Genomic DNA, 18147 nt, shown 5'->3' on the forward strand with positions numbered 1-18147 from the left:
AACATCATGTTTTTTTAGATGCGCTCATATAGTAGGGATAAGTCCGATGAGGAGGGATGGTTTCCTTGAGCGTATTAGAAAAACGTCTTTTACAAAGAGCCATTGATGAAATTACAGAAATTGCAGAAGGATTTGGTCTAGATTTTTATCCGATGAGGTATGAAATCTGTCCCGCGGAAATTATTTATACGTTCGGTGCATACGGAATGCCAACACGATTCAGCCACTGGAGCTTCGGGAAACAATTTCATAAAATGAAGCTTCATTATGATTTAGGATTAAGCAAAATTTATGAGCTGGTCATCAATTCAAATCCTTGCTACGCCTTTCTACTTGATAACAACACGCTTGTTCAGAATAAATTAATTGTGGCTCATGTACTGGCACACTGTGATTTCTTCAAAAATAATTGCCGTTTCCAAAACACAAAACGAGACATGGTAGAAAGCATGTCAGCTGCGGCAGAGCGGATCAAAGAATATGAGCATCTTCATGGAACAAAAGAAGTTGAATCCTTTTTAGACGCCGTATTGGCTCTTCAGGAGCATATTGATCCGTCTCTTGTTCGTTCAAAACTAAGCTGGAATATCGGCGATGAAGAAGAATATGAAGATGACCAACCAAAGCGTCAGACGCCGTATGATGATTTGTGGGGAATGGATGAGCCGAAAATACGTGAGAAAAAGAAAATCGCCAAGCCATTTCCGCCAAAGCCGGAAAAAGATATTTTACTCTTTATTGAGGCGCACTCCCGGGAGTTAGAGCCGTGGCAGCGCGACGTCCTCACGATGCTGAGGGAGGAAATGCTCTATTTTTGGCCTCAGCTAGAAACAAAGATTATGAATGAAGGCTGGGCATCGTATTGGCATCAGAGGATAATGCGAGAGCTTGATTTGGATTCAAATGAATCGATTGAGTTTGCCAAATTAAATGCTGGCGTGGTGCAACCGTCAAAAACAGGCATCAATCCTTACTATTTAGGTTTGAAGATTTTTGAAGATATCGAAGAGCGCTATGACAACCCATGTGAAGAATTAAAAAAAGCAGGGGTGACAGAAGGATCGGGCCGCAGCAAAATGTTTGAAGTAAGGGAGATTGAATCAGATATTTCCTTCATTCGAAATTACTTAACAAAAGACCTTGTGATGAGAGAAGATTTGTACTTGTTTCAAAAACAAGGGAGAGATTATAAAGTCATCGATAAAGAATGGAAGGCTGTTCGTGATCAGCTAGTCAGCATGAGGGTCAATGGCGGCTTTCCTTATTTGACCGTGATGGATGGCGACTATTTAAAAAACAATGAACTCTATATTAAACATTGGTATGAGGGCATTGAACTAGATCTGAAATACTTAGAAAAAGTACTCCCATATTTGCATCAGCTATGGGGAAGAAGTGTGCATATCGAATCCATTCTTGAAGGAAAAGAAGTCATGTTTTCGTATGATGGAAAAGGAGTTCATAGAAAATATCTCGCATAAAAAAACAAAAAAAGATGTCTCTTAGCAGACATCTTAGATTGGTGACAAAGTGCTAAAATGATTTTTATTTTAGCACTTTGTCTTCTTTTCAGCGTGATAGAAAACCTTTGAAGTCTAGGAAGGGCAGCTACTTTTGCGGAGCGAATTTGACATTCGTGAGCACCGGCGCGCAGACCTGACAACGAATGCGAGGGTTTGTCTACACGCTGAGATGTCTCTTAGCAGACATCTTTTTTGTCAGTTTTATTGGTTTTTCAGCAGCTTGAAAATGTGTTTTGCTTGATCGGTGTTTTCCATCAGACCTTTTAGCTTTTGGCTTGTTGGGCCATACGCAAAGAATGGCACTTCATCGCCCGTATGACCTGATGTGGTCCAGCCTGTATGTGATCTCACGTTGATCACTTCTTCAATCGCATCATCAATTTTAACAGTATCCTTTGTTTCAGCGGCCTTTTGAATAGAGGCCATTTCTTCTGTTGTGAAATCAAGATCGATATATTGTTTCAGCGCTGATTCAACAGGCATGCCACTGACGATTTTGTTTGCGATAAAATCTGGGGTCTTTTTCGCTGCTTTTACCGGTTTGTAATCCCAGCTACCTGAGCCGTCTGCCCCAAAGGAAAGTCCGCCAGTTGAATGATCGGCAGTGGTGATGACTAACGTATTTTTATCCTTTTTTGCAAAACGAATCGCTTCTTCAAATGCTTTTTCAAAATCCTTCATTTCACTCATGGCACTCACAATATCATGATCATGTCCTGCCCAGTCAATTTGGCTGCCTTCGACCATAAGGAAAAATCCATTTTTGTTTTTAGACAGCTGTTTAATGGCTGAGGATGTCATGTCTTGCAGGGAAGGGGTCTTTTTATCACGATCAATCGCTTTATCAAGACCGCCATCAGCAAAAATGCCTAACACCTTTTGGTTTTTGTTTTTTTGTAAGGCATCTTTATTGGTGACATAATCATATCCGGCTTGCTTAAATTCCTTCGTTAAATCACGATCCTTTCGGACAAAATCGACGAGACCTCCGCCAAGCATGACATCGACTGTATGCTGTTTACCGATTTTTTCATCGAAGAAATCATCAGCGATGGCTGCTGTGTTTTTTCTCGATACATCGTGAGCCGCATACGCAGCAGGGGTGGCATTTGTTAATTCAGAGGTCACGACAAGACCCGTCGATTTTCCTTTGCGTTTGGCTTCTTCTAAAACGGTTTTTAATTTTTTGCCGTTTTTGTTTACACCAATGGCATTGTTGTATGTCTTTTTACCAGTTGCCATAGCTGTACCAGCTGCGGCAGAATCAGTGATATTGCTTTTCGAGTCGTTAGGGTATGTTTTATGCATGCCAGTAAGGTAAGGGTCAAACGCTGTTTGCTTTGAAAGGTCTCCGTTGTGCTTAAATGAACGGTAAGTTGAAAGATACGGTGTTCCCATGCCATCCCCGATCAGCACGATCACATTTTGTACGTCATTTTTTGGCTTCTTTTTAGCCTCTGCTTTGTCAGCCTGTCCAAATTCAATTCCTGAAAAAATGCCAATCGATAGCACAGATGCTGCCGCCACTGCAGCGATTTTCGTTTTCGAGCTTTTCAACACACTCATTCATTTTGCCTCCTCAATGTTTATGTATCGCTCTTACGTTTACAATGGTAGAGCAGAATTGTGGATTCCCATTTACAGGATCGTAAAGTTCCCTTTAAAATTGTAAAGGCCCACTTTACATAGAATGAGCCAAAAAGAGAAATGAATGTATCATTTATCCATGACAAGATGCGTTTATTTTGTCATGATTGTGTAATGAAAATGAAATAAAAAGAACCCTAAAAAAAAATAAATTTTGCCGAATTAATAAGCATAATGTCGTAGGAAGTCAAGACTATTTCTTCTGGTATTTGATCCTTATAATAGTAAGTAGATAAAAATTCGGATCTCGATAGATACATACAGGAGGAACAAATGAAAAAACAATTGATCACAGCTGCAAGTGCAGTTTTACTTGGGACGACATTATTTGCCGGAGCTGCCTCAGCACAATCAGTAAAAGTTCAAAAAGGTGACTCTCTTTCTGTTTTAGCGAAAAAATATAAGACAAGCGTGAGCAAGATTAAATCAGACAATAAGCTGAAATCTAACACGATTTATGTTGGACAAACGTTAAAAGTAAATGGTACTGCCGCAAAAAAAACAACGAAAACATCCAAAACAACAACAAAAGTAAAAGCGGCGTCAGCCACAGCCACTCATAAAGTTGTGAAAGGTGATACATTATCTAAAATCGGCAAAAAGTACGGCATGACTGTAAAAGAGCTGAAATCGTTAAATAAACTCAAAACAAACCTGATCAAAATTGGGCAAAAGCTAAAGGTCAAAAAGTCGTCTAAAAAAGTGAAGACAACACCTGTTAAAGAAAAAACAGTTTCTGCTTCTTCTTTAAACACGTCTAAGCTTGTATCGGATGCTAAAGCGCACAATGGCACACCATATAGATGGGGTGGAACGACACCAAAGGGCTTTGATTGCAGCGGGTTTATGTGGTATATCATTAACAAACAAAAAAAGATTTCGAGACAAACAACTGAAGGTTTTTGGGGATCAATGAAAAGCGTATCTTCTCCAAAGGTTGGAGATTTTGTGTTCTTTACAACATATAAATCGGGTCCGTCTCACATGGGTGTCTACATTGGGAACAACAAGTTTATTCATGCTGCTTCCGATGGTGTGACGATCAGTGATATGAATTCAAGCTACTGGAAGCCGATTTACCTTGGAGCGAAAACTTTTGTAAACTAATTTATTTTAAAAGACTGCTGATGAAGCAGTCTTTTTTATTTGCGCTGTAGACTTAAGAACATAAATCGATATTCAAAAAAGCCCGTGCGACTTGGCATTAGTCAAGTAACTCGGGCTTTTCATTTTGAGAACGGCTTAAAAGCCTAATTGAAGATCGACATCGATCGATACGATGGCATAGACACAAAGAATGACAAAGATATTCAGAACGACACCAAGGAACCCAGGGCCCGTACGGCCTTTTTTAATGAACAGTTCAATAATGCCAAATGGAACTGCGGCCATTGCAAAAGGAAGCATCTGAAAAGAATAAAATGTCACATTACTGATAATGGCGAGGTTCAGCATGAGCAGAGATAATATCGCTGTACCGACAGAAATCCAGCCAAATACATTATGCTCTTTAAAAATTCTTACCAATTCCATAATTCCACCTCGCTCACTTTTGCCGTTTTAATGCGTTTTGTCTTCACGAATTTCTCGATTTCTTTCGAAGGACCTGTGATCACAGAGCCATAAATCGTGACACCATTTTGATTGATATAGCGTATGCGGTTTGACAGATCCAGTTCAGATCTGCCAGAGATCGTTTTTGCCCAGGTTGGGTGCTGATTGACATAAGTAAGGGCATCTTTAAATTGATCTACCTCTGTTTTTGATGTGTGCTGAAGCTCTTTTAAGAATTCAGAGTCTCTCCCAGGAAAGCCAATTGGCCGCTGATTCTCGCTTAATGAATCCTCTGTTTTAATCGCATTCCAGAGCACTTTCATATCATATTTTTTAGCAAAGGAATAAACGTCCTTTGGTGTATACGCTTTGTCATAGGAAACATACACTTCACTGACTGTTCCTTCAGGAAGCTTGTCTAAAGTAGTGAGTGTTTGTTTTTTTGATGCATCTGCCTGAGTAGAAGGATGGGTAAAGAAATCCTCCGTATCGCGTGCGCTGTCACCATAATATGAGATGGTAGGCTGCTTTAATTTATCGAAAAACATCTCGATTTGCTCACTGCCAATGGCTTCTGTTTTATTGCCAATTTGTTTTTGCAGCTTCAATTCGGTGTTCATTCCAAAAAGCTTGACTTGGCCTTTTAAATCCTTCATATCAATCGCCACGTTTGGTTTCGTCAAAGCGACTGTTACAGCGGCTGTTTCCATGAAGTGATTCCCTTTGCTCTCTGCTCCGCCAACGCCGTAGTATAGATAACTTCCTAATGTACAAAGCGGTAAAATAATAAGTGTAGAGATGACAGCAAGTACAGAAATACGTAAATAAGACTTTCTTTTTCCGTATTGCAAGATGGCTTTTTGCTTTTCAGGACTGATGGAAAAATCGGTCCAATCCGAGTCGTTCAGTTCCTGACTTAAGCGTTTTTCGTTTTCTTCAAGCTCTTCTTCAAACGCTATCATTTCTTCCTCGTTCATCTCACCATTATTATATTGTTCCCATCGCTTGTTAAACTCTTCATTCATCATTAACACCTCTGTTGTAAAGTGCTTTTAGGCGCTGCCTTGCACGAAATAAAACACTTTTAAAATTTGCTTCAGTAATATTCATGACCTTGGATGCTTCCTTGTAATTCAGTTCTTTTAAATAATACAATGTCAACGCTTCCTTGTAGTTATCTGGAAGCTGTTCCAAATACATGTTGAGGACTTCTTTTATTTCAACCTGTTCAGCAGGGCTTTGTACAGACGTTTGTAAAAGGCCGCCAATAAGATCATCCGATATGGTCACTTCTTTTTTATGTTTCCTGACATAATCAATAAAAGCATTTCGTGCCACCTGAAATAACCAAGGTTTCACTTTGCTATGGTCGTAGGAATGAATATGTATATAAGCACGCATAAAGGTTTCCTGCAATAAGTCTTCTGCCAAATGTTTGTCTTTTGTCATGGAGAGCAGAAACCTGTAAACATCGTTCATATACATTTGATAAATTTCATCGATCGTCACTGATTTTTCTCCCCTCTATGTTATACACGCATAAGAAAGGCATAAAGTTGCACGAAACTTCTCAATACCGTACAATACTCATTTCTTTCGCCGAATCAAAATCATTTCTCCTTATCATAGCGAAATTTGCGTCATTTATAAAGCATTTTCAATAGAACAAATCAGGAAAAAACCTTAAAAAACGACAAAATTGGACACAATTCCTCTTCTATTCTCTCCTAAAACCATAGACCTGAATACAGAAAGAACGATGATTTAGAAAGAAAAATGATGTGATGGTTTGGCTGTTTCATGAAAATTTTAGTACCAGGTAATAAAAAATTTGTTATAATAGAAACAAATCCTTCATTCTTCAAACAAAGGAAGTGCACTATGTATAAATTTTCAGGCTATACCATTAAAGTAGTATTTACTCTCCGAGGCGGAATCAAAGTATATCAAAAAGAGAATCTGCCAACGGATCGGGGATTTGTCATTGCATGTACACATGAGGGTTTTGTGGATGTTCTTGCATTAGGCGCAGGAATTCTTCCGTTTGAGATCCACTACATGGCGAAAAAAGAATTGTTTGCAAACAAATGGATCGGTGGATTTTTAAAGAAGATTCATGCCTTTCCAGTTGATCGAGAGAATCCTGGGCCAAGCAGTATTAAAACGCCCATTAAATTATTAAAAGAGGGAAAGATCGTCGGGATTTTTCCAAGCGGAACACGTACAACAGAGGATGTACCTTTAAAAAGAGGTGCGGTTACTATTGCACAGCTCGGTAAAGCACCAATCGTTCCAGCAGCGTACAAAGGACCGTCCAATGCGAAAAGTCTTTTCAAAAAGGGGAAAATGCGCTTAATTATTGGTGAACCGATTGAGCAGTCAGAATTTGAGCATCTGCCGCCAAAAGAACGATTAGGTGCCATGACGGAAGTATTAAACACGAGAATTAAAGAACTTGAAGCTCAATTAATGGAAAAGGCATAAGAAAAACGACCGCTTGCTTTGGCAAGGGTCGTTTTTTTTCTTAAGAAGCGCCTTCTTCAGCGGCTTCTGCTAATTGTTCATTTAACTTTTTGACCTCGATATATACCACATGGTGTCCATCGACTTCATTAATGATAAATTCATAGCCTTGCTCACGAATGGTGTCATTTTTCTCAACTTCATATTTCTGAGTAAGGAACCAGCCGCCGATCGTATCGACTTCTTCGTTATCAAGCTGCGTACCTAAGAGCAGGTTGACTTGGTCCACTAGAACCTTTCCATCAAAGATGTAATGGTCTTCTCCAAGTTTACGCACTTCGTTGATTTCATCCATATCGAATTCATCACGAATTTCACCGACGATTTCTTCAAGGATGTCTTCTACAGTCACAAGACCAGCTGTACCGCCGTATTCATCTGATAAAATCGCCATGTGTACACGTTCACGCTGCATTTTGAGCAATAAATCATGTACAGGAACGGTTTCAATCACATGAATAATTGGATTGACAAACTTTTCGATCGTATCACTTGTAGAACACTCACCGCTAATGCATGCAGTAAGAACCTCTTTAATGTTCAGAACACCAATCATATTATCTTTATCGCCATCTTCAATTGGATAACGTGTATATTTCTCTACCTTGGTCACCTTCAGCATTTCCTCAATGGTAATATCATGAGGGAAGCTGACAACTTCGGTACGAGGAATCATAATTTCTTTCGCCAGACGGTCATCAAATTCAAAAATTTTATTTACATATTTGAATTCAGACTGGTTAATTTCGCCGCTTTTATAGCTCTCTGATAAAATAATCCGCAATTCTTCTTCAGAGTGCGCCATGTCATGCTCAGAAACTTGCTGAAGACCGAACGCTTTTGTTAACAAACGAGCAGATCCATTTAATACCCAGATAAACGGGAACATCACTTTGTAAAAAATCATGAGTGGTCTAGCAAAGAGAAGAGATACTTGCTCCGCCTTTTGAATGGCGAGTGTTTTTGGTGCAAGTTCTCCAACCACAACGTGTAAAAACGTCATAATACTAAACGCAATAATAAAAGTGACAATAGAACTAGCTGATTGAGGAATGGACAGCTCTACAAACAGTGGAGCAAGCATGTGCGCAATTGTTTCTTCCCCTAACCAACCAATACCAAGGGCGGTAATGGTAATACCGAGCTGACAGGCCGACAGATACTCATCAAGGTGAGTCGTGACATGCTTGACAGCAACTGCTGTTTTATTACCTTCTGCGATTAACTGATCAATTCTTGAGCTTCTTAAGCGAATGATCGCAAACTCTGATGCAACGAAAAATGCGGTTAAAGCTATAAGCAAAGCAACTATAAGTAAATTAACTATGTCCAATTAAGGCCTTCGTTCTGACTTTGAGAACGAAGGTAACACCTCCTGTTTAGTAAAAATTTTAACTTAACAGCAGTAAAAATGATTGGACAGCCGTCATCTTCTCAGGTGTAAGCTGCTCTTTTAATTTTTCACGTTGTTCTGGTTGAAGCTGCTTACAACGTACCAAAATGCGGTCCATATGCTCGTTCATCCGATCGATATCAGATGTTAAATGGACAAGTTCATCAGGATCTTCCTTTTGAGAAGGGAATTGTTCATCTAATCTGGATTTGATGTCAGAAAGAGCCAATCTCTGCTGTTTGCAAAGAACGATTAATTGTAATCGTTTTAAAGCATGTTCATCGTAATAACGATAATTTGAGCAAGATCTAACAGGCGCAAGCAACCCTAGATTTGTATAATAATCTACAGTACGTTTCGTCACCTGTGCAATCTGTGCTAGTTCACCAATACGATACTTTTTCTCAGCCCCATCTGAACATCTCCTCCTAACCGTCACGTTATAGTTTATGAAAATAGTTTAATATAATTCTAGCCTGAAATACAAGTTAATTGTTCATATTTCCTGCCGATATGAAGAGGAGAAAGGGATTTCTCAGTCTAAATTGTCCTGTCAAATTTAACATAGTGATACAGGAATTTTCAGATTATTTATGGTAAGATAAAATGAAGACCGTTTCATCTATATGTAGAGAAGCGGATTTATACGTGAACCGGAGGTGGTTAAGTGGGGCCCTCAATATAGTCTTATTTAATCAGTTAACCGATTTGCAAAACATAACATCATCAATCAGGAGGTGACTCCTTGTTCTTCTAAGAAAGAGCAAGGTTAAATGGACGATATTGTTAATCTGAGTATAGTCGGTGTTTTGATTGCTTTAACAGCTTTCTTTGTTGCATCTGAATTTGCCATAGTAAAGGCGAGAAGCTCAAGAATTGATCAGCTTGTTGCCGAAGGGTCTAAAAAGGCCATCGTGGCGAAAAAGGTGACATCAAGGCTGGATGAATATTTGTCAGCCTGTCAGCTCGGTATTACAGTGACATCCCTTGGTTTAGGGTGGATTGGTAAGCCAGCTGTAAAAGAACTTTTGGTTCGAGGTTTCGGTTTGACAAACATTCCTGATTCAGCAATCAGCCTGATCTCAGCAACACTTGCGTTCTCTATTATTACCTTTTTGCATGTAGTCGTCGGTGAGCTTGCACCAAAAACACTGGCGATTCAAAAGGCGGAAAAAATGACGCTCTGGCTGTCAGGCCCGCTGCATGCATTTTATATCCTAATGTTCCCTTTCATTTATGTGTTAAACGGGTCAGCCCGTGTTCTAACCAAAATGATGGGCATCGATATGGGGTCTGAAAAAGAACAATCCCATTCTGAAGAGGAATTAAAGATTTTATTATCTGAGAGCTTAAAAAATGGGGAAATCAACCCATCAGAATATAATTATATGAACAAAATTTTCGACTTTGATAATCGAATTGCCAGAGAAATCATGGTCCCGCGGAGAGAAATTTGTGCCATTCCAGAAGATATGCCGCTGGATGAAATCCTCTCCATCATGACGCAGGAGAAGTATACACGCTTTCCTGTGTTTTCAGGCGATAAAGACCATGTCATCGGCATGCTGAACAAAAAGCAGCTCTTTGCAGATCTTGTGTATCAAGGAGAAAAAGATCAACTGAAGATTCAAGATTATATATATCCAGTGATTGAAGTCATTGACACGATTCCTATTCAAGAGCTTCTTGTCAAGATGCAGCGCGATCGAATGCATATGGCGATTTTAACCGACGAATATGGCGGAACGTCTGGACTTGTCACAACAGAAGATATTTTAGAAGAGATTGTTGGCGATATTCGAGATGAATTCGATGAAGATGAGCAGCCGGTTATTCAAAAAAGAGCCGATCATCATTATGTTTTAGATGGCAAAGTCAGATTAGATGAAGTTCAAGATTTGATCGAAATGTCATATCATGATGAAGAAATTGATACAATAGGCGGGTTAATCTTAAATGAGAACATTGATATCCGAGAAGGACAATCCATTTATCTTGATGATATTCGGATGAAGGTCTTGGAGATGGATGGACGCTATGTGAAAAAGATCGACCTAAAGAAAGGCGTCACATCATCAGAAAAAGGAAATACACGCACAGGGCTTGATATAAAAGAGCCGCTGTTAGTAAATGAAATGACCTTGAGCGAAAAATAAGCTCGAGGTTTTTTAGGTATTTAGTCTCTTTTTGCGAATGCTTGTTCGGGTTATAATGAGAACAAACGTTCGATTGAGGGGGATGGATATGCTTTGGTATGAAACAGCCAGTATCACGGAGAAAAAAACCTCAATGAAACGAATTGAGTTTCATTTGAAGAATTTTAAAAATTACCAGGCAGCGATTTTAAATATCGAAAGACAGCTTGAAAAAAGAAATCCGCATCATTTGGATCACATGACACGGAAGAAGTTAGAAGAGCAAAAAAATCAGTATGAACTCATCGTTGCTTGTATTGAAACAGCACTAAAAGAGTTGGATGAGATAGAGAAGCAGCTCATCGATTACAAATACTTTCGAGATTGGCGGATGGCCAAGTGTGCGATGGAAATCGGCTACAGTGAGAAAACTCTCTTTTTAATGAAGCGCCAGCTTATGGATCAATTGCTCATTAGCTTAGCTGCGATCACCAATATTTAAAAAAGGTGTTGTCCTATTTGATAGAACGCAGTAAAGAGACAGAAAGACCCGATGATTGTCGTCAATAAGTAGACAGCAAGTTTTCCGATTTGCCGCTGCTGTAGCATGGTCGCAGACTCTACACTAAACGTAGAGAATGTTGTAAAGCCACCGAAAAAACCTGTTCCAATGATCACAAGCAGCGGATGATTAGCAGTCACGGCACCTGTCAGTATACCTAAACCGGCAGCACCTAATAAGTTGATGAGAATAATACTGTACGGGAATCGAGCATGAGACTTAGATTTCTGTATCGTTTGGCTAATCAAAAAACGAAGGACGCTGCCAATCCCGCCGGCAATAGCTGTATATAAAACGATCATTTATCTGCCTCCTCTCTGCTGCTTATTTTGATGAAAGAGTCGTTGAGCTAGCATTAGTCCACATAAGGCAGCCGCTACTCCTGCAATGACTGAGAGCAGGATGTAGATCACACTTGAAGTGATTTGCCCGGTCTGTAATAAAAGAATCGTTTCTTTAGAAAAAGTGGACATTGTCGTAAAACCTCCGCAAAATCCTGTTCCGATCAAAGCGGCAAGATATTTTTTTCTCTTTTGGAACATAAAATATCCTGTTGAAAAACCAAGAAGCAGACTGCCTGTCACGTTTTCGATTAGCGTTGCATAGGGGAATGTTTGGCTGACAATCGATTGGCTTAGTTCATATCTGCAAAGTGTCCCAATCAGTCCACCAATAAATACGGCAAGATACGCTTTCATTTACATCATTTCTCCTTTAGAAAAAATAGCGGATGATCCGTCACGACACCATCAACGGGATATTTTTTAATCCGATCGGCTGTTTTTTGATCTTTCACAGTCCATATAAACACATCCATCCCGAATGTGTGGATGCGGTCTATCCACCATCTATTGATCATCGTTTTTTTCATATTAAGACAATTTGCAAACGAGCTGTATGCCGTTAACTTTCTTTTCGTCAGTTTAAATGCATTAGGCTTTATAATCAAAGCTGTTCGAAGAGAAGGGGCGAAAGCTTTGATTCTTTGCAGTGCATGATCGTCAAAAGATTGAATCATGATATGACGAGAATAGGCAAAACGATTGACGATGCGGGCAACTGCCTTTTCAATTCCTATCTGCCGTTTTGGGTGTTTGATCTCGATCAATATCCCGATCCGCTGGCTGTATCTTTCAAGAATTTCGTGTAATGTTGGAATTCGTTCATTTGTGTACTGTTGGTCAAACCAGCTTCCTGCGTCCAGTTTTTTCAACTGATCGAGTGTATAGCTTTTGACTAAGCCGTTCCCGTTCGTCGTTCGGTCAACTGTATCATCATGGATCACGACGACGTGCTGGTCCAATGTGAGCTGTACATCTAATTCAATATAATCTGCACCCTGCTGAACAGCTAAATCAAATGCAGCAATTGTATTTTCTGGGGCAGCGCTTGATGACCCTCTATGCGCAATAATATACACATGCTCCAGCTCCCTGACTTAAGTTCTGGTCTTATCATATCAAATGCTTTACCGTTTTTCCTTCTTTACTATATGGACGAAAGAAGAGCTGTATGTAATGGTGAATCGGATTGCTAAGAAAGTATGAGAATACAAATGTAAAAAGTTGCAGGAATATCCCAAGCCATGATTGAGTAAATCTGAAGTACATCAATTTTTTCTTCGATCAATTTTGTCCAAATCGTCAGCGTTCGCCAAAATATTAGTGCTTTCGTCATGTTGACTGAAAATTCTGATGTTTTATAATGATGAAAAGGAGGCGAGATGATTGGGTAAAGGGAGAATTAGAGTGGAAGAACGTATTAAGGCCGAAACGGATGCTGAAATGTTTAAAGCGACTCTCCTTGATCAGGCTCAGAAGAAAAAGTAGTTTGCTGCCCGTCGATATGTCTCTAGCCAAAATTTCATAATTGAACATCATGCCTCGGGACTGATCCCGAGGCTTTTTATTTAGAGGTCAGACATTTATGAGAGGACATAAACGAAGGTTATATTATAAACTAGAGAGGATTGTTTTAAAGGAGAGAGACAAACATGATTACACAAAAATGGATGGATACATATTTTACAGTAGATGTTGCGATCCAAATCGGTATTAGCCTTTGTATTTTATTGCTTTTTTTATTGCTTCGGAAAGTATTTACGAAGTACTTATTTCATCTTCTCTTTAGGCTGACCAATCGGTCTAAAACGGAGGTCATTAACCAAATTGTTGTGGCATTCGAAAAGCCAGCCAGACTGTTTTTTGTTGCACTTGGGTTATATTTTGCGTTAAGACAGGCACCATACTTTGAGCATCATATGGATGTCATCGTCAAATTATATAGATCCTCCATTATATTGATGCTGACATGGGGGCTTTGTAATCTAACAGCAGCTTCTTCTTTCTTATTTCAAAAAGTAAATTCAAAATTTGAATTAGAAATGGATGATATTTTAGCGCCGTTTTTATCAAAGGTGCTTCGTTTCATTATTATTGCACTAAGTATTAGTGTCATTGCACAGGAATTTAATTATGATGTAAATGGACTTGTGGCAGGTCTTGGTCTAGGGGGTCTAGCCTTTGCGCTTGCTGCACAGGATACGGTGGCGAACTTTTTTGGAGGGGTCGTCATCATTACAGAGAAGCCTTTTACAATGGGCGACTTTGTGGAGACGCCAAGTGTTCTTGGGACTGTCGAGGACATTACATTTCGAAGTACAAAATTTAGAACACCTGCTGAAGCTGTCGTGACAGTTCCGAATTCTACGCTTTCAAAGGAACCAATCACGAACTGGACGAGAATGAATAAACGCCAAATTACGTTTTCCGTACGTGTATCCTACAATACACCAAAGGAAAATCTGGACCATTGTATCAAACGTCTCAAACAAATGCTTTATGAGCATGATGGGGTGCACAAGGAGACAATCATGGTGAATCTCGATGTACTGGCAGACAGTTATTTGAATTTATTTTTTAACTTTTACACAAACACGACAGCCTGGGCTGAAAACCTGAATATCAAACAGGACATTAACTACCGTATTATGGATATCTTCCATGAAGAAGGTGTAGAATTTGCCTTCCCTGGACAGACCATTTACATGAAACAAAAAGGTGAAAAACAGCTGAGTGAATAAAGGAGGAAGGATGCGTGGATCAAACAAAGGTGGCAGTGCTAAGAGAGCAATTAACGCAGGCTTCACATATAATGGTGCTTTCAGGTGCGGGGATGAGCACGGAATCAGGTATTCCCGATTTTAGATCAACGGGCGGCTTATGGACTGAAGACACCGCTCGCATGGAAGCGATGAGCCGCTCCTACTTTTTATCAAACCCTTATCAATTCTGGCCGAAATTCAAGGAATTGTTTCAGATGAAAATGAGCGGGGAGTACGAGCCGAATAGCGGGCATACCTTCTTAGCAAGCCTTGAGAAACAAGGAAAACTTGTAGAGATTTTTACCCAAAATATTGATGGCCTGCATAAAAAAGCAGGAAGCCAGCATGTATATGAACTTCACGGCTCCATTCAAACAGCTACTTGTCCATCATGCCAAGCGACATATGAATTACCTTATTTATTACAAGAAGAAGTGCCTGTATGTCTAAAGGTTTCCTCAGACGGACGGACATGTGGGCAAGTGCTGAAAACAGATGTTGTCCTTTTTGGAGACAGGGTTAAACATTTTGATCAAGTAGAGAAATCACTTCAGCAAGCGGACCTTCTGCTCGTCATGAGAACCTCCCTAGAAGTAGCGCCAGCAAGGTATATTCCTGAAGATGCGGCTCAAAATCCTTCCATCTTCAAGGTGATGATGAATTTGAGTGAAACAGAATACGATCCACTGTTTGATCTTGTCTTTCATGAGCGAATTGGTGATCTCGTGAAAGCTTTATAAATCATCAAAAAACCCGCATCCAATAGGTGCGGGTTTTTCTTTATTGCTGCAGCGGCTCCATTGTTTCATCTAGGACTTCAAATGTATAGCCCTTTGCTTTTAGCTGTGTGAGCAAACTGTTTAAGTATTTTGCTGTCGCTGGCTGATCGTGCATTAAGATGATCTTTGGTTCCTTTGGATGTTTTGTCTCTAGCACTTGCAGCTGATTCAATACTTCTGGTACATATTTTGAGCTTTTATATTTCCAGTCAAGACTGTCAATTGTCCAATCCCAGTAGATAAAGCCTTTTTGTTTTAAACGTGCTTTTTGCTGATCGGTTAAATTTGGGGCGCTGCCATAAGGTGTTCTCACAAGGTGTGTATACTCTCCTGTGACAGAAGCCAAAATGCGCTGATCTTCCTTCATCTCATTGACGGGAGAATCACTTTTTTGATAAAAGCGTTTCACATCGTGTGTGATCCCATGAAGCCCTAACTGATGACCTTCTTGATGAAGTCTTTTCACAGCTGCCGGATGTTCTTTGATCTGTGGTCCAAGCATGAAGAATGTGGCCTTTACTTGATGTGACTTAAGCACATCTAAAAGCTGGTTTGATGTCGCTGACGGACCATCATCAAAGGTTAAAAAGATCGTTTGATCCGTTACGTGTTTGTTTGGGTTGATCTTAAAATGTGCATCTAATGTTTTCGTAGAATCATCTTTTGCTTTCAGACTTGTGCTTGTGTCTCGGAATTGACTGCTCGCAGACATTTTAGCCGGCTGGTCTGCTGCCTGCATGTTGGTTTTAGATATATCCCAAATAAAAAAGAGGATCAGTGACAGAATCACTAAACCAATCGCCTTTGAGAGCAGCATCGTGTTTGAAGGTGTCTGTTTTTTCGTAACCCGTTGCATTACAATCGCTCCAATAAATCAAAAATTTTTGTCGAATCATGTAGTAGATTCTGTCTTTTTTCACTGTTTTTTGTCGTGTTTATATGGAGTAAGTATACAGGAAAAAAGAGCCTATGAATATAGAAGATGCTAAAAAATTGGAATCTTTTTGGTTATGAGTCTATCTTTGTTACAATAGAAAGTTGACCATTTATCATGATGTGAAATAATTCTGAATAATCATTGAAACATACCCATTTATCCGCTAAGATAGCATCAGATTCAACCATTAATGCGAAGCGAAGGGGAGATTCCGTATGAAAGTATTGTATAATGACGATTTCATTGAAAAAAAGGATGCTCATGTGGATATTGAAGACAGAGGCTATCAATTTGGTGACGGTGTCTATGAGGTCATCCGTGTATACAATGGGAATTTGTTTACATTAAAAGAGCATACAGAGCGTTTGTTCAAGAGTGCAAAAGAAATCGGCATTCATCTTCAAGGTGCAGTATCAGATATGGAAGAAAAGTTAAAACAGCTCGTCGCCCATAACCAATTAACAGATGGCGGTGTGTATATTCAAGTCACACGGGGCGTCGCACCTCGTAAACATCAATATGGCAATTCTCTCACTCCTCAAATCACAGCATATACGTTCCAGGTGAAAAAGCCTGTTCATGAGCAGACAGCTGGTGCAAAGGCTATATTATCTGAGGACCTTCGCTGGTTAAGATGTGATATTAAAAGCTTAAATCTTTTATATAACGTCATGGAAAAACAGAAAGCATCTGAAGCTGGTGCGTTTGAAGCCATTCTGATTAGAGACGGTTTTGTGACAGAGGGTACTTCCTCGAATGTATATGCCGTCATTGATGGCGTGATTCGCACACATCCCGCAAACAATTTTATTCTAAACGGTATTACCCGTAGAAAGCTTCTTGAAGTATGTGAAGAAGAGGGATGCAGTGTTGGAGAAACGCGTATAAGTAAAGAAGAGCTGCTGCGCGCGCAGGAAATTTTCATCAGCTCGACGACGGCTGAAGTCATTCCGATTGTTGAAATTGATGGTCAGCCAGTAGGTGAAGGCGTTCCAGGAGAGTTAACAAAGCGTGTACAGGAAGGCTTCCAGCAAAAAATTAAACAGGAAAGTGAAGCATCGATTTCTTCATAAATAAAAAGAGGCTGTAAACGAATGTTTACAGCCTTTTGTGATTCTTTTATTTTACAATAAGCACAGGTATATCTGATTTTGATGATAACTTTTCACTTACACTGCCAAAGAGCATTTTTTTCAATCTGCTTTGGTCACGTGCTCCCATGACGATGAGGTCTGCTGATATGTCTTCAGCATATTCGATAATCGCTTCCGCTGGTTCCCCCTCAACAATTTCAATCGCAGCTTCAAACTGCTCCTCATTTAAAAGCATTCTTGCTTCTGCAACGACCTCTTCTGTATGATCTTCAAAAATCAAGGGACTTTGCTGTTCATCATGAGGTACATACACAGGGGGTGTTTGAAGGTCTGCCATGCCGCCGCCGATATAAGCTCCGCCAGTCATTGGGCGCGGTGCATCAAACACCTGTCTGCTTGATTTGCCATCATGTGCATAGGCAACGGTCAGCTTGGCATTCAAGGTTTTGGCTAAAGCGATTGCCTTTTTTAATGCTTTCTTACTGTCTTCATGTCCATCAAACGCAACGACCATCCGATCAGCTTGAAACAATGTCCTCATTCCTTTCAAAAGGAGTCTTTACACTCATGGTATACCCGTTATCTGAAAAAGATACACATGAAGGTGGTGAACTTTTTGTTAGAAAATTTCATTTATTGAAAAATATTTATTGACAAAATGGTGACAGCCACTATAAGATAAAAAAAGATTCAAGAGCCAAAAGGAGGAAATGTCATGTGCAACATTGGAAGAATGAAATCAAACTGCATGAATGGGTTGATTCACGTGACAATTACACCTTCATTGGTCATTGAAAAGGGACTCGTATGTTCCAATTGATCGGATGAATCAAGGCGTATGTTGCGTATTTGTCAACATGCGCCTTTTTACATGACGAAAAGAGGCGTACCAGATTG

General features: G+C 39.7%; 20 protein-coding genes. 9 read left to right on the plus strand and 11 right to left on the minus strand.

The window, feature by feature from the left end:
* Positions 1–65 precede the first annotated feature (65 nt).
* On the plus strand, positions 66–1481 hold the full coding sequence (locus tag MKZ05_RS04905) for a SpoVR family protein (RefSeq protein WP_226804861.1): 1416 nt from the start codon (positions 66–68) through the stop codon (positions 1479–1481).
* Between the two features lie 243 nt (positions 1482–1724).
* Here the strand turns inward: MKZ05_RS04905 and MKZ05_RS04910 are convergent, their stop codons facing one another.
* Positions 1725–3089 carry an alkaline phosphatase gene (locus MKZ05_RS04910; RefSeq protein ID WP_137054848.1) on the minus strand — a complete coding sequence of 455 codons (1365 nt, stop codon included), beginning with the start codon at positions 3087–3089 and terminating at the stop codon, positions 1725–1727.
* 354 nt (positions 3090–3443) lie between these two features.
* Here MKZ05_RS04910 and MKZ05_RS04915 point away from each other — a divergent pair, with 354 nt between their 5' ends.
* Positions 3444–4277, plus strand: a complete 834-nt coding sequence (locus tag MKZ05_RS04915; RefSeq protein WP_050945418.1) for a C40 family peptidase — start codon at positions 3444–3446, stop codon at positions 4275–4277.
* A 135-nt stretch (positions 4278–4412) separates the two neighbouring features.
* Here the strand turns inward: MKZ05_RS04915 and MKZ05_RS04920 are convergent, their stop codons facing one another.
* The 3 genes from MKZ05_RS04920 to MKZ05_RS04930 are packed head-to-tail and all read right to left on the minus strand — an operon-like array spanning position 4413 to position 6233.
* Positions 4413–4703 carry a hypothetical protein gene (locus tag MKZ05_RS04920; protein ID WP_003212420.1) on the minus strand — a complete coding sequence of 97 codons (291 nt, stop codon included), beginning with the start codon at positions 4701–4703 and terminating at the stop codon, positions 4413–4415.
* Positions 4691–5749 carry an anti-sigma factor gene (locus MKZ05_RS04925; protein WP_003212471.1) on the minus strand — a complete coding sequence of 353 codons (1059 nt, stop codon included), beginning with the start codon at positions 5747–5749 and terminating at the stop codon, positions 4691–4693. The genes MKZ05_RS04920 and MKZ05_RS04925 overlap by 13 nt, the downstream gene beginning before the upstream one ends.
* Positions 5742–6233: a sigma-70 family RNA polymerase sigma factor gene (locus MKZ05_RS04930; RefSeq protein WP_003211938.1), complete on the minus strand. Its 492-nt coding sequence runs from the start codon at positions 6231–6233 to the stop codon at positions 5742–5744. The genes MKZ05_RS04925 and MKZ05_RS04930 overlap by 8 nt, the downstream gene beginning before the upstream one ends.
* 372 nt (positions 6234–6605) lie before the next feature.
* On the opposite strand from MKZ05_RS04930, the gene MKZ05_RS04935 reads away from it, so the two are divergent.
* On the plus strand, positions 6606–7208 hold the full coding sequence (locus MKZ05_RS04935; RefSeq protein WP_003212102.1) for a 1-acyl-sn-glycerol-3-phosphate acyltransferase: 603 nt from the start codon (positions 6606–6608) through the stop codon (positions 7206–7208).
* A 40-nt stretch (positions 7209–7248) separates the two neighbouring features.
* Here the strand turns inward: MKZ05_RS04935 and MKZ05_RS04940 are convergent, their stop codons facing one another.
* Both MKZ05_RS04940 and MKZ05_RS04945 read right to left on the minus strand, forming a co-directional pair.
* Positions 7249–8580: a hemolysin family protein gene (locus MKZ05_RS04940; protein ID WP_034620023.1), complete on the minus strand. Its 1332-nt coding sequence runs from the start codon at positions 8578–8580 to the stop codon at positions 7249–7251.
* A 58-nt stretch (positions 8581–8638) separates the two neighbouring features.
* Positions 8639–9079, minus strand: coding sequence for a MerR family transcriptional regulator (locus tag MKZ05_RS04945; protein WP_034620022.1), 441 nt, complete (start codon positions 9077–9079; stop codon positions 8639–8641).
* A gap of 334 nt (positions 9080–9413) precedes the next feature.
* Between MKZ05_RS04945 and MKZ05_RS04950 the strand changes: the two genes are divergently transcribed.
* Both MKZ05_RS04950 and MKZ05_RS04955 read left to right on the plus strand, forming a co-directional pair.
* Positions 9414–10796 (plus strand): hemolysin family protein, encoded by a 1383-nt coding sequence (locus MKZ05_RS04950; RefSeq protein WP_003210868.1) that lies wholly within the window; start codon positions 9414–9416, stop codon positions 10794–10796.
* An 88-nt stretch (positions 10797–10884) separates the two neighbouring features.
* Positions 10885–11277, plus strand: coding sequence for a hypothetical protein (locus MKZ05_RS04955; protein ID WP_003211103.1), 393 nt, complete (start codon positions 10885–10887; stop codon positions 11275–11277).
* Here the strand turns inward: MKZ05_RS04955 and crcB (MKZ05_RS04960) are convergent.
* The 3 genes from crcB (MKZ05_RS04960) to MKZ05_RS04970 are packed head-to-tail and all read right to left on the minus strand — an operon-like array spanning position 11274 to position 12757.
* Entirely contained in the window at positions 11274–11639 is a 366-nt protein-coding gene (gene crcB / locus MKZ05_RS04960) for a fluoride efflux transporter CrcB (protein WP_339161637.1), read from the minus strand. The genes MKZ05_RS04955 and crcB (MKZ05_RS04960) overlap by 4 nt on opposite strands.
* Positions 11640–12035 carry a fluoride efflux transporter CrcB gene (gene crcB, locus MKZ05_RS04965; RefSeq protein WP_253622776.1) on the minus strand — a complete coding sequence of 132 codons (396 nt, stop codon included), beginning with the start codon at positions 12033–12035 and terminating at the stop codon, positions 11640–11642.
* A 5-nt stretch (positions 12036–12040) separates the two neighbouring features.
* Entirely contained in the window at positions 12041–12757 is a 717-nt protein-coding gene (locus tag MKZ05_RS04970; RefSeq protein ID WP_050945413.1) for a glycerophosphodiester phosphodiesterase family protein, read from the minus strand.
* Between the two features lie 307 nt (positions 12758–13064).
* Between MKZ05_RS04970 and MKZ05_RS04975 the strand changes: the two genes are divergently transcribed.
* The 3 genes from MKZ05_RS04975 to MKZ05_RS04985 all read left to right on the plus strand — a co-directional run bounded on the left by MKZ05_RS04975 (position 13065) and on the right by MKZ05_RS04985 (position 15180).
* Entirely contained in the window at positions 13065–13166 is a 102-nt protein-coding gene (locus MKZ05_RS04975; RefSeq protein ID WP_017360338.1) for a YhdX family protein, read from the plus strand.
* Between the two features lie 164 nt (positions 13167–13330).
* Positions 13331–14419, plus strand: coding sequence for a mechanosensitive ion channel family protein (locus tag MKZ05_RS04980; RefSeq protein ID WP_050945412.1), 1089 nt, complete (start codon positions 13331–13333; stop codon positions 14417–14419).
* Between the two features lie 14 nt (positions 14420–14433).
* On the plus strand, positions 14434–15180 hold the full coding sequence (locus MKZ05_RS04985; RefSeq protein ID WP_339161641.1) for an NAD-dependent protein deacylase: 747 nt from the start codon (positions 14434–14436) through the stop codon (positions 15178–15180).
* Between the two features lie 40 nt (positions 15181–15220).
* Here the strand turns inward: MKZ05_RS04985 and MKZ05_RS04990 are convergent, their stop codons facing one another.
* The gene (locus tag MKZ05_RS04990; RefSeq protein WP_339161643.1) at positions 15221–16075 is read right to left on the minus strand and encodes a polysaccharide deacetylase family protein; all 855 of its coding nucleotides are present in this window, start codon (positions 16073–16075) and stop codon (positions 15221–15223) included.
* Between the two features lie 296 nt (positions 16076–16371).
* Between MKZ05_RS04990 and dat the strand changes: the two genes are divergently transcribed.
* On the plus strand, positions 16372–17229 hold the full coding sequence (dat, locus tag MKZ05_RS04995; RefSeq protein WP_050945410.1) for a D-amino-acid transaminase: 858 nt from the start codon (positions 16372–16374) through the stop codon (positions 17227–17229).
* Between the two features lie 46 nt (positions 17230–17275).
* Here dat and MKZ05_RS05000 read toward each other — a convergent pair whose 3' ends face one another.
* Positions 17276–17782 carry a universal stress protein gene (locus tag MKZ05_RS05000; RefSeq protein WP_003210990.1) on the minus strand — a complete coding sequence of 169 codons (507 nt, stop codon included), beginning with the start codon at positions 17780–17782 and terminating at the stop codon, positions 17276–17278.
* Positions 17783–18147: the final 365 nt, after the last annotated feature.

Source organism: Bacillus sp. FSL M8-0277 (genome assembly GCF_037975305.1).
Lineage (GTDB): Bacteria > Bacillota > Bacilli > Bacillales > Bacillaceae > Bacillus > Bacillus pumilus.

What these genes read in the sequence shown, in the direction of transcription:
- MKZ05_RS04955 (WP_003211103.1), top strand. Translation starts at nt 10,885, where the DNA reads ATGCTTTGGTATGAAACAGCCAGTATCACGGAGAAAAAAACCTCAATG.
- MKZ05_RS04990 (WP_339161643.1), bottom strand. Translation starts at nt 16,075, where the DNA reads ATGCAACGGGTTACGAAAAAACAGACACCTTCAAACACGATGCTGCTC.
- MKZ05_RS04910 (WP_137054848.1), bottom strand. Translation starts at nt 3,089, where the DNA reads ATGAGTGTGTTGAAAAGCTCGAAAACGAAAATCGCTGCAGTGGCGGCA.
- MKZ05_RS04950 (WP_003210868.1), top strand. Translation starts at nt 9,414, where the DNA reads ATGGACGATATTGTTAATCTGAGTATAGTCGGTGTTTTGATTGCTTTA.
- MKZ05_RS04920 (WP_003212420.1), bottom strand. Translation starts at nt 4,703, where the DNA reads ATGGAATTGGTAAGAATTTTTAAAGAGCATAATGTATTTGGCTGGATT.
- MKZ05_RS04915 (WP_050945418.1), top strand. Translation starts at nt 3,444, where the DNA reads ATGAAAAAACAATTGATCACAGCTGCAAGTGCAGTTTTACTTGGGACG.
- MKZ05_RS04925 (WP_003212471.1), bottom strand. Translation starts at nt 5,749, where the DNA reads ATGAATGAAGAGTTTAACAAGCGATGGGAACAATATAATAATGGTGAG.
- MKZ05_RS04935 (WP_003212102.1), top strand. Translation starts at nt 6,606, where the DNA reads ATGTATAAATTTTCAGGCTATACCATTAAAGTAGTATTTACTCTCCGA.
- MKZ05_RS04980 (WP_050945412.1), top strand. Translation starts at nt 13,331, where the DNA reads ATGATTACACAAAAATGGATGGATACATATTTTACAGTAGATGTTGCG.
- crcB (WP_253622776.1), bottom strand. Translation starts at nt 12,035, where the DNA reads ATGAAAGCGTATCTTGCCGTATTTATTGGTGGACTGATTGGGACACTT.
- crcB (WP_339161637.1), bottom strand. Translation starts at nt 11,639, where the DNA reads ATGATCGTTTTATATACAGCTATTGCCGGCGGGATTGGCAGCGTCCTT.
- dat (WP_050945410.1), top strand. Translation starts at nt 16,372, where the DNA reads ATGAAAGTATTGTATAATGACGATTTCATTGAAAAAAAGGATGCTCAT.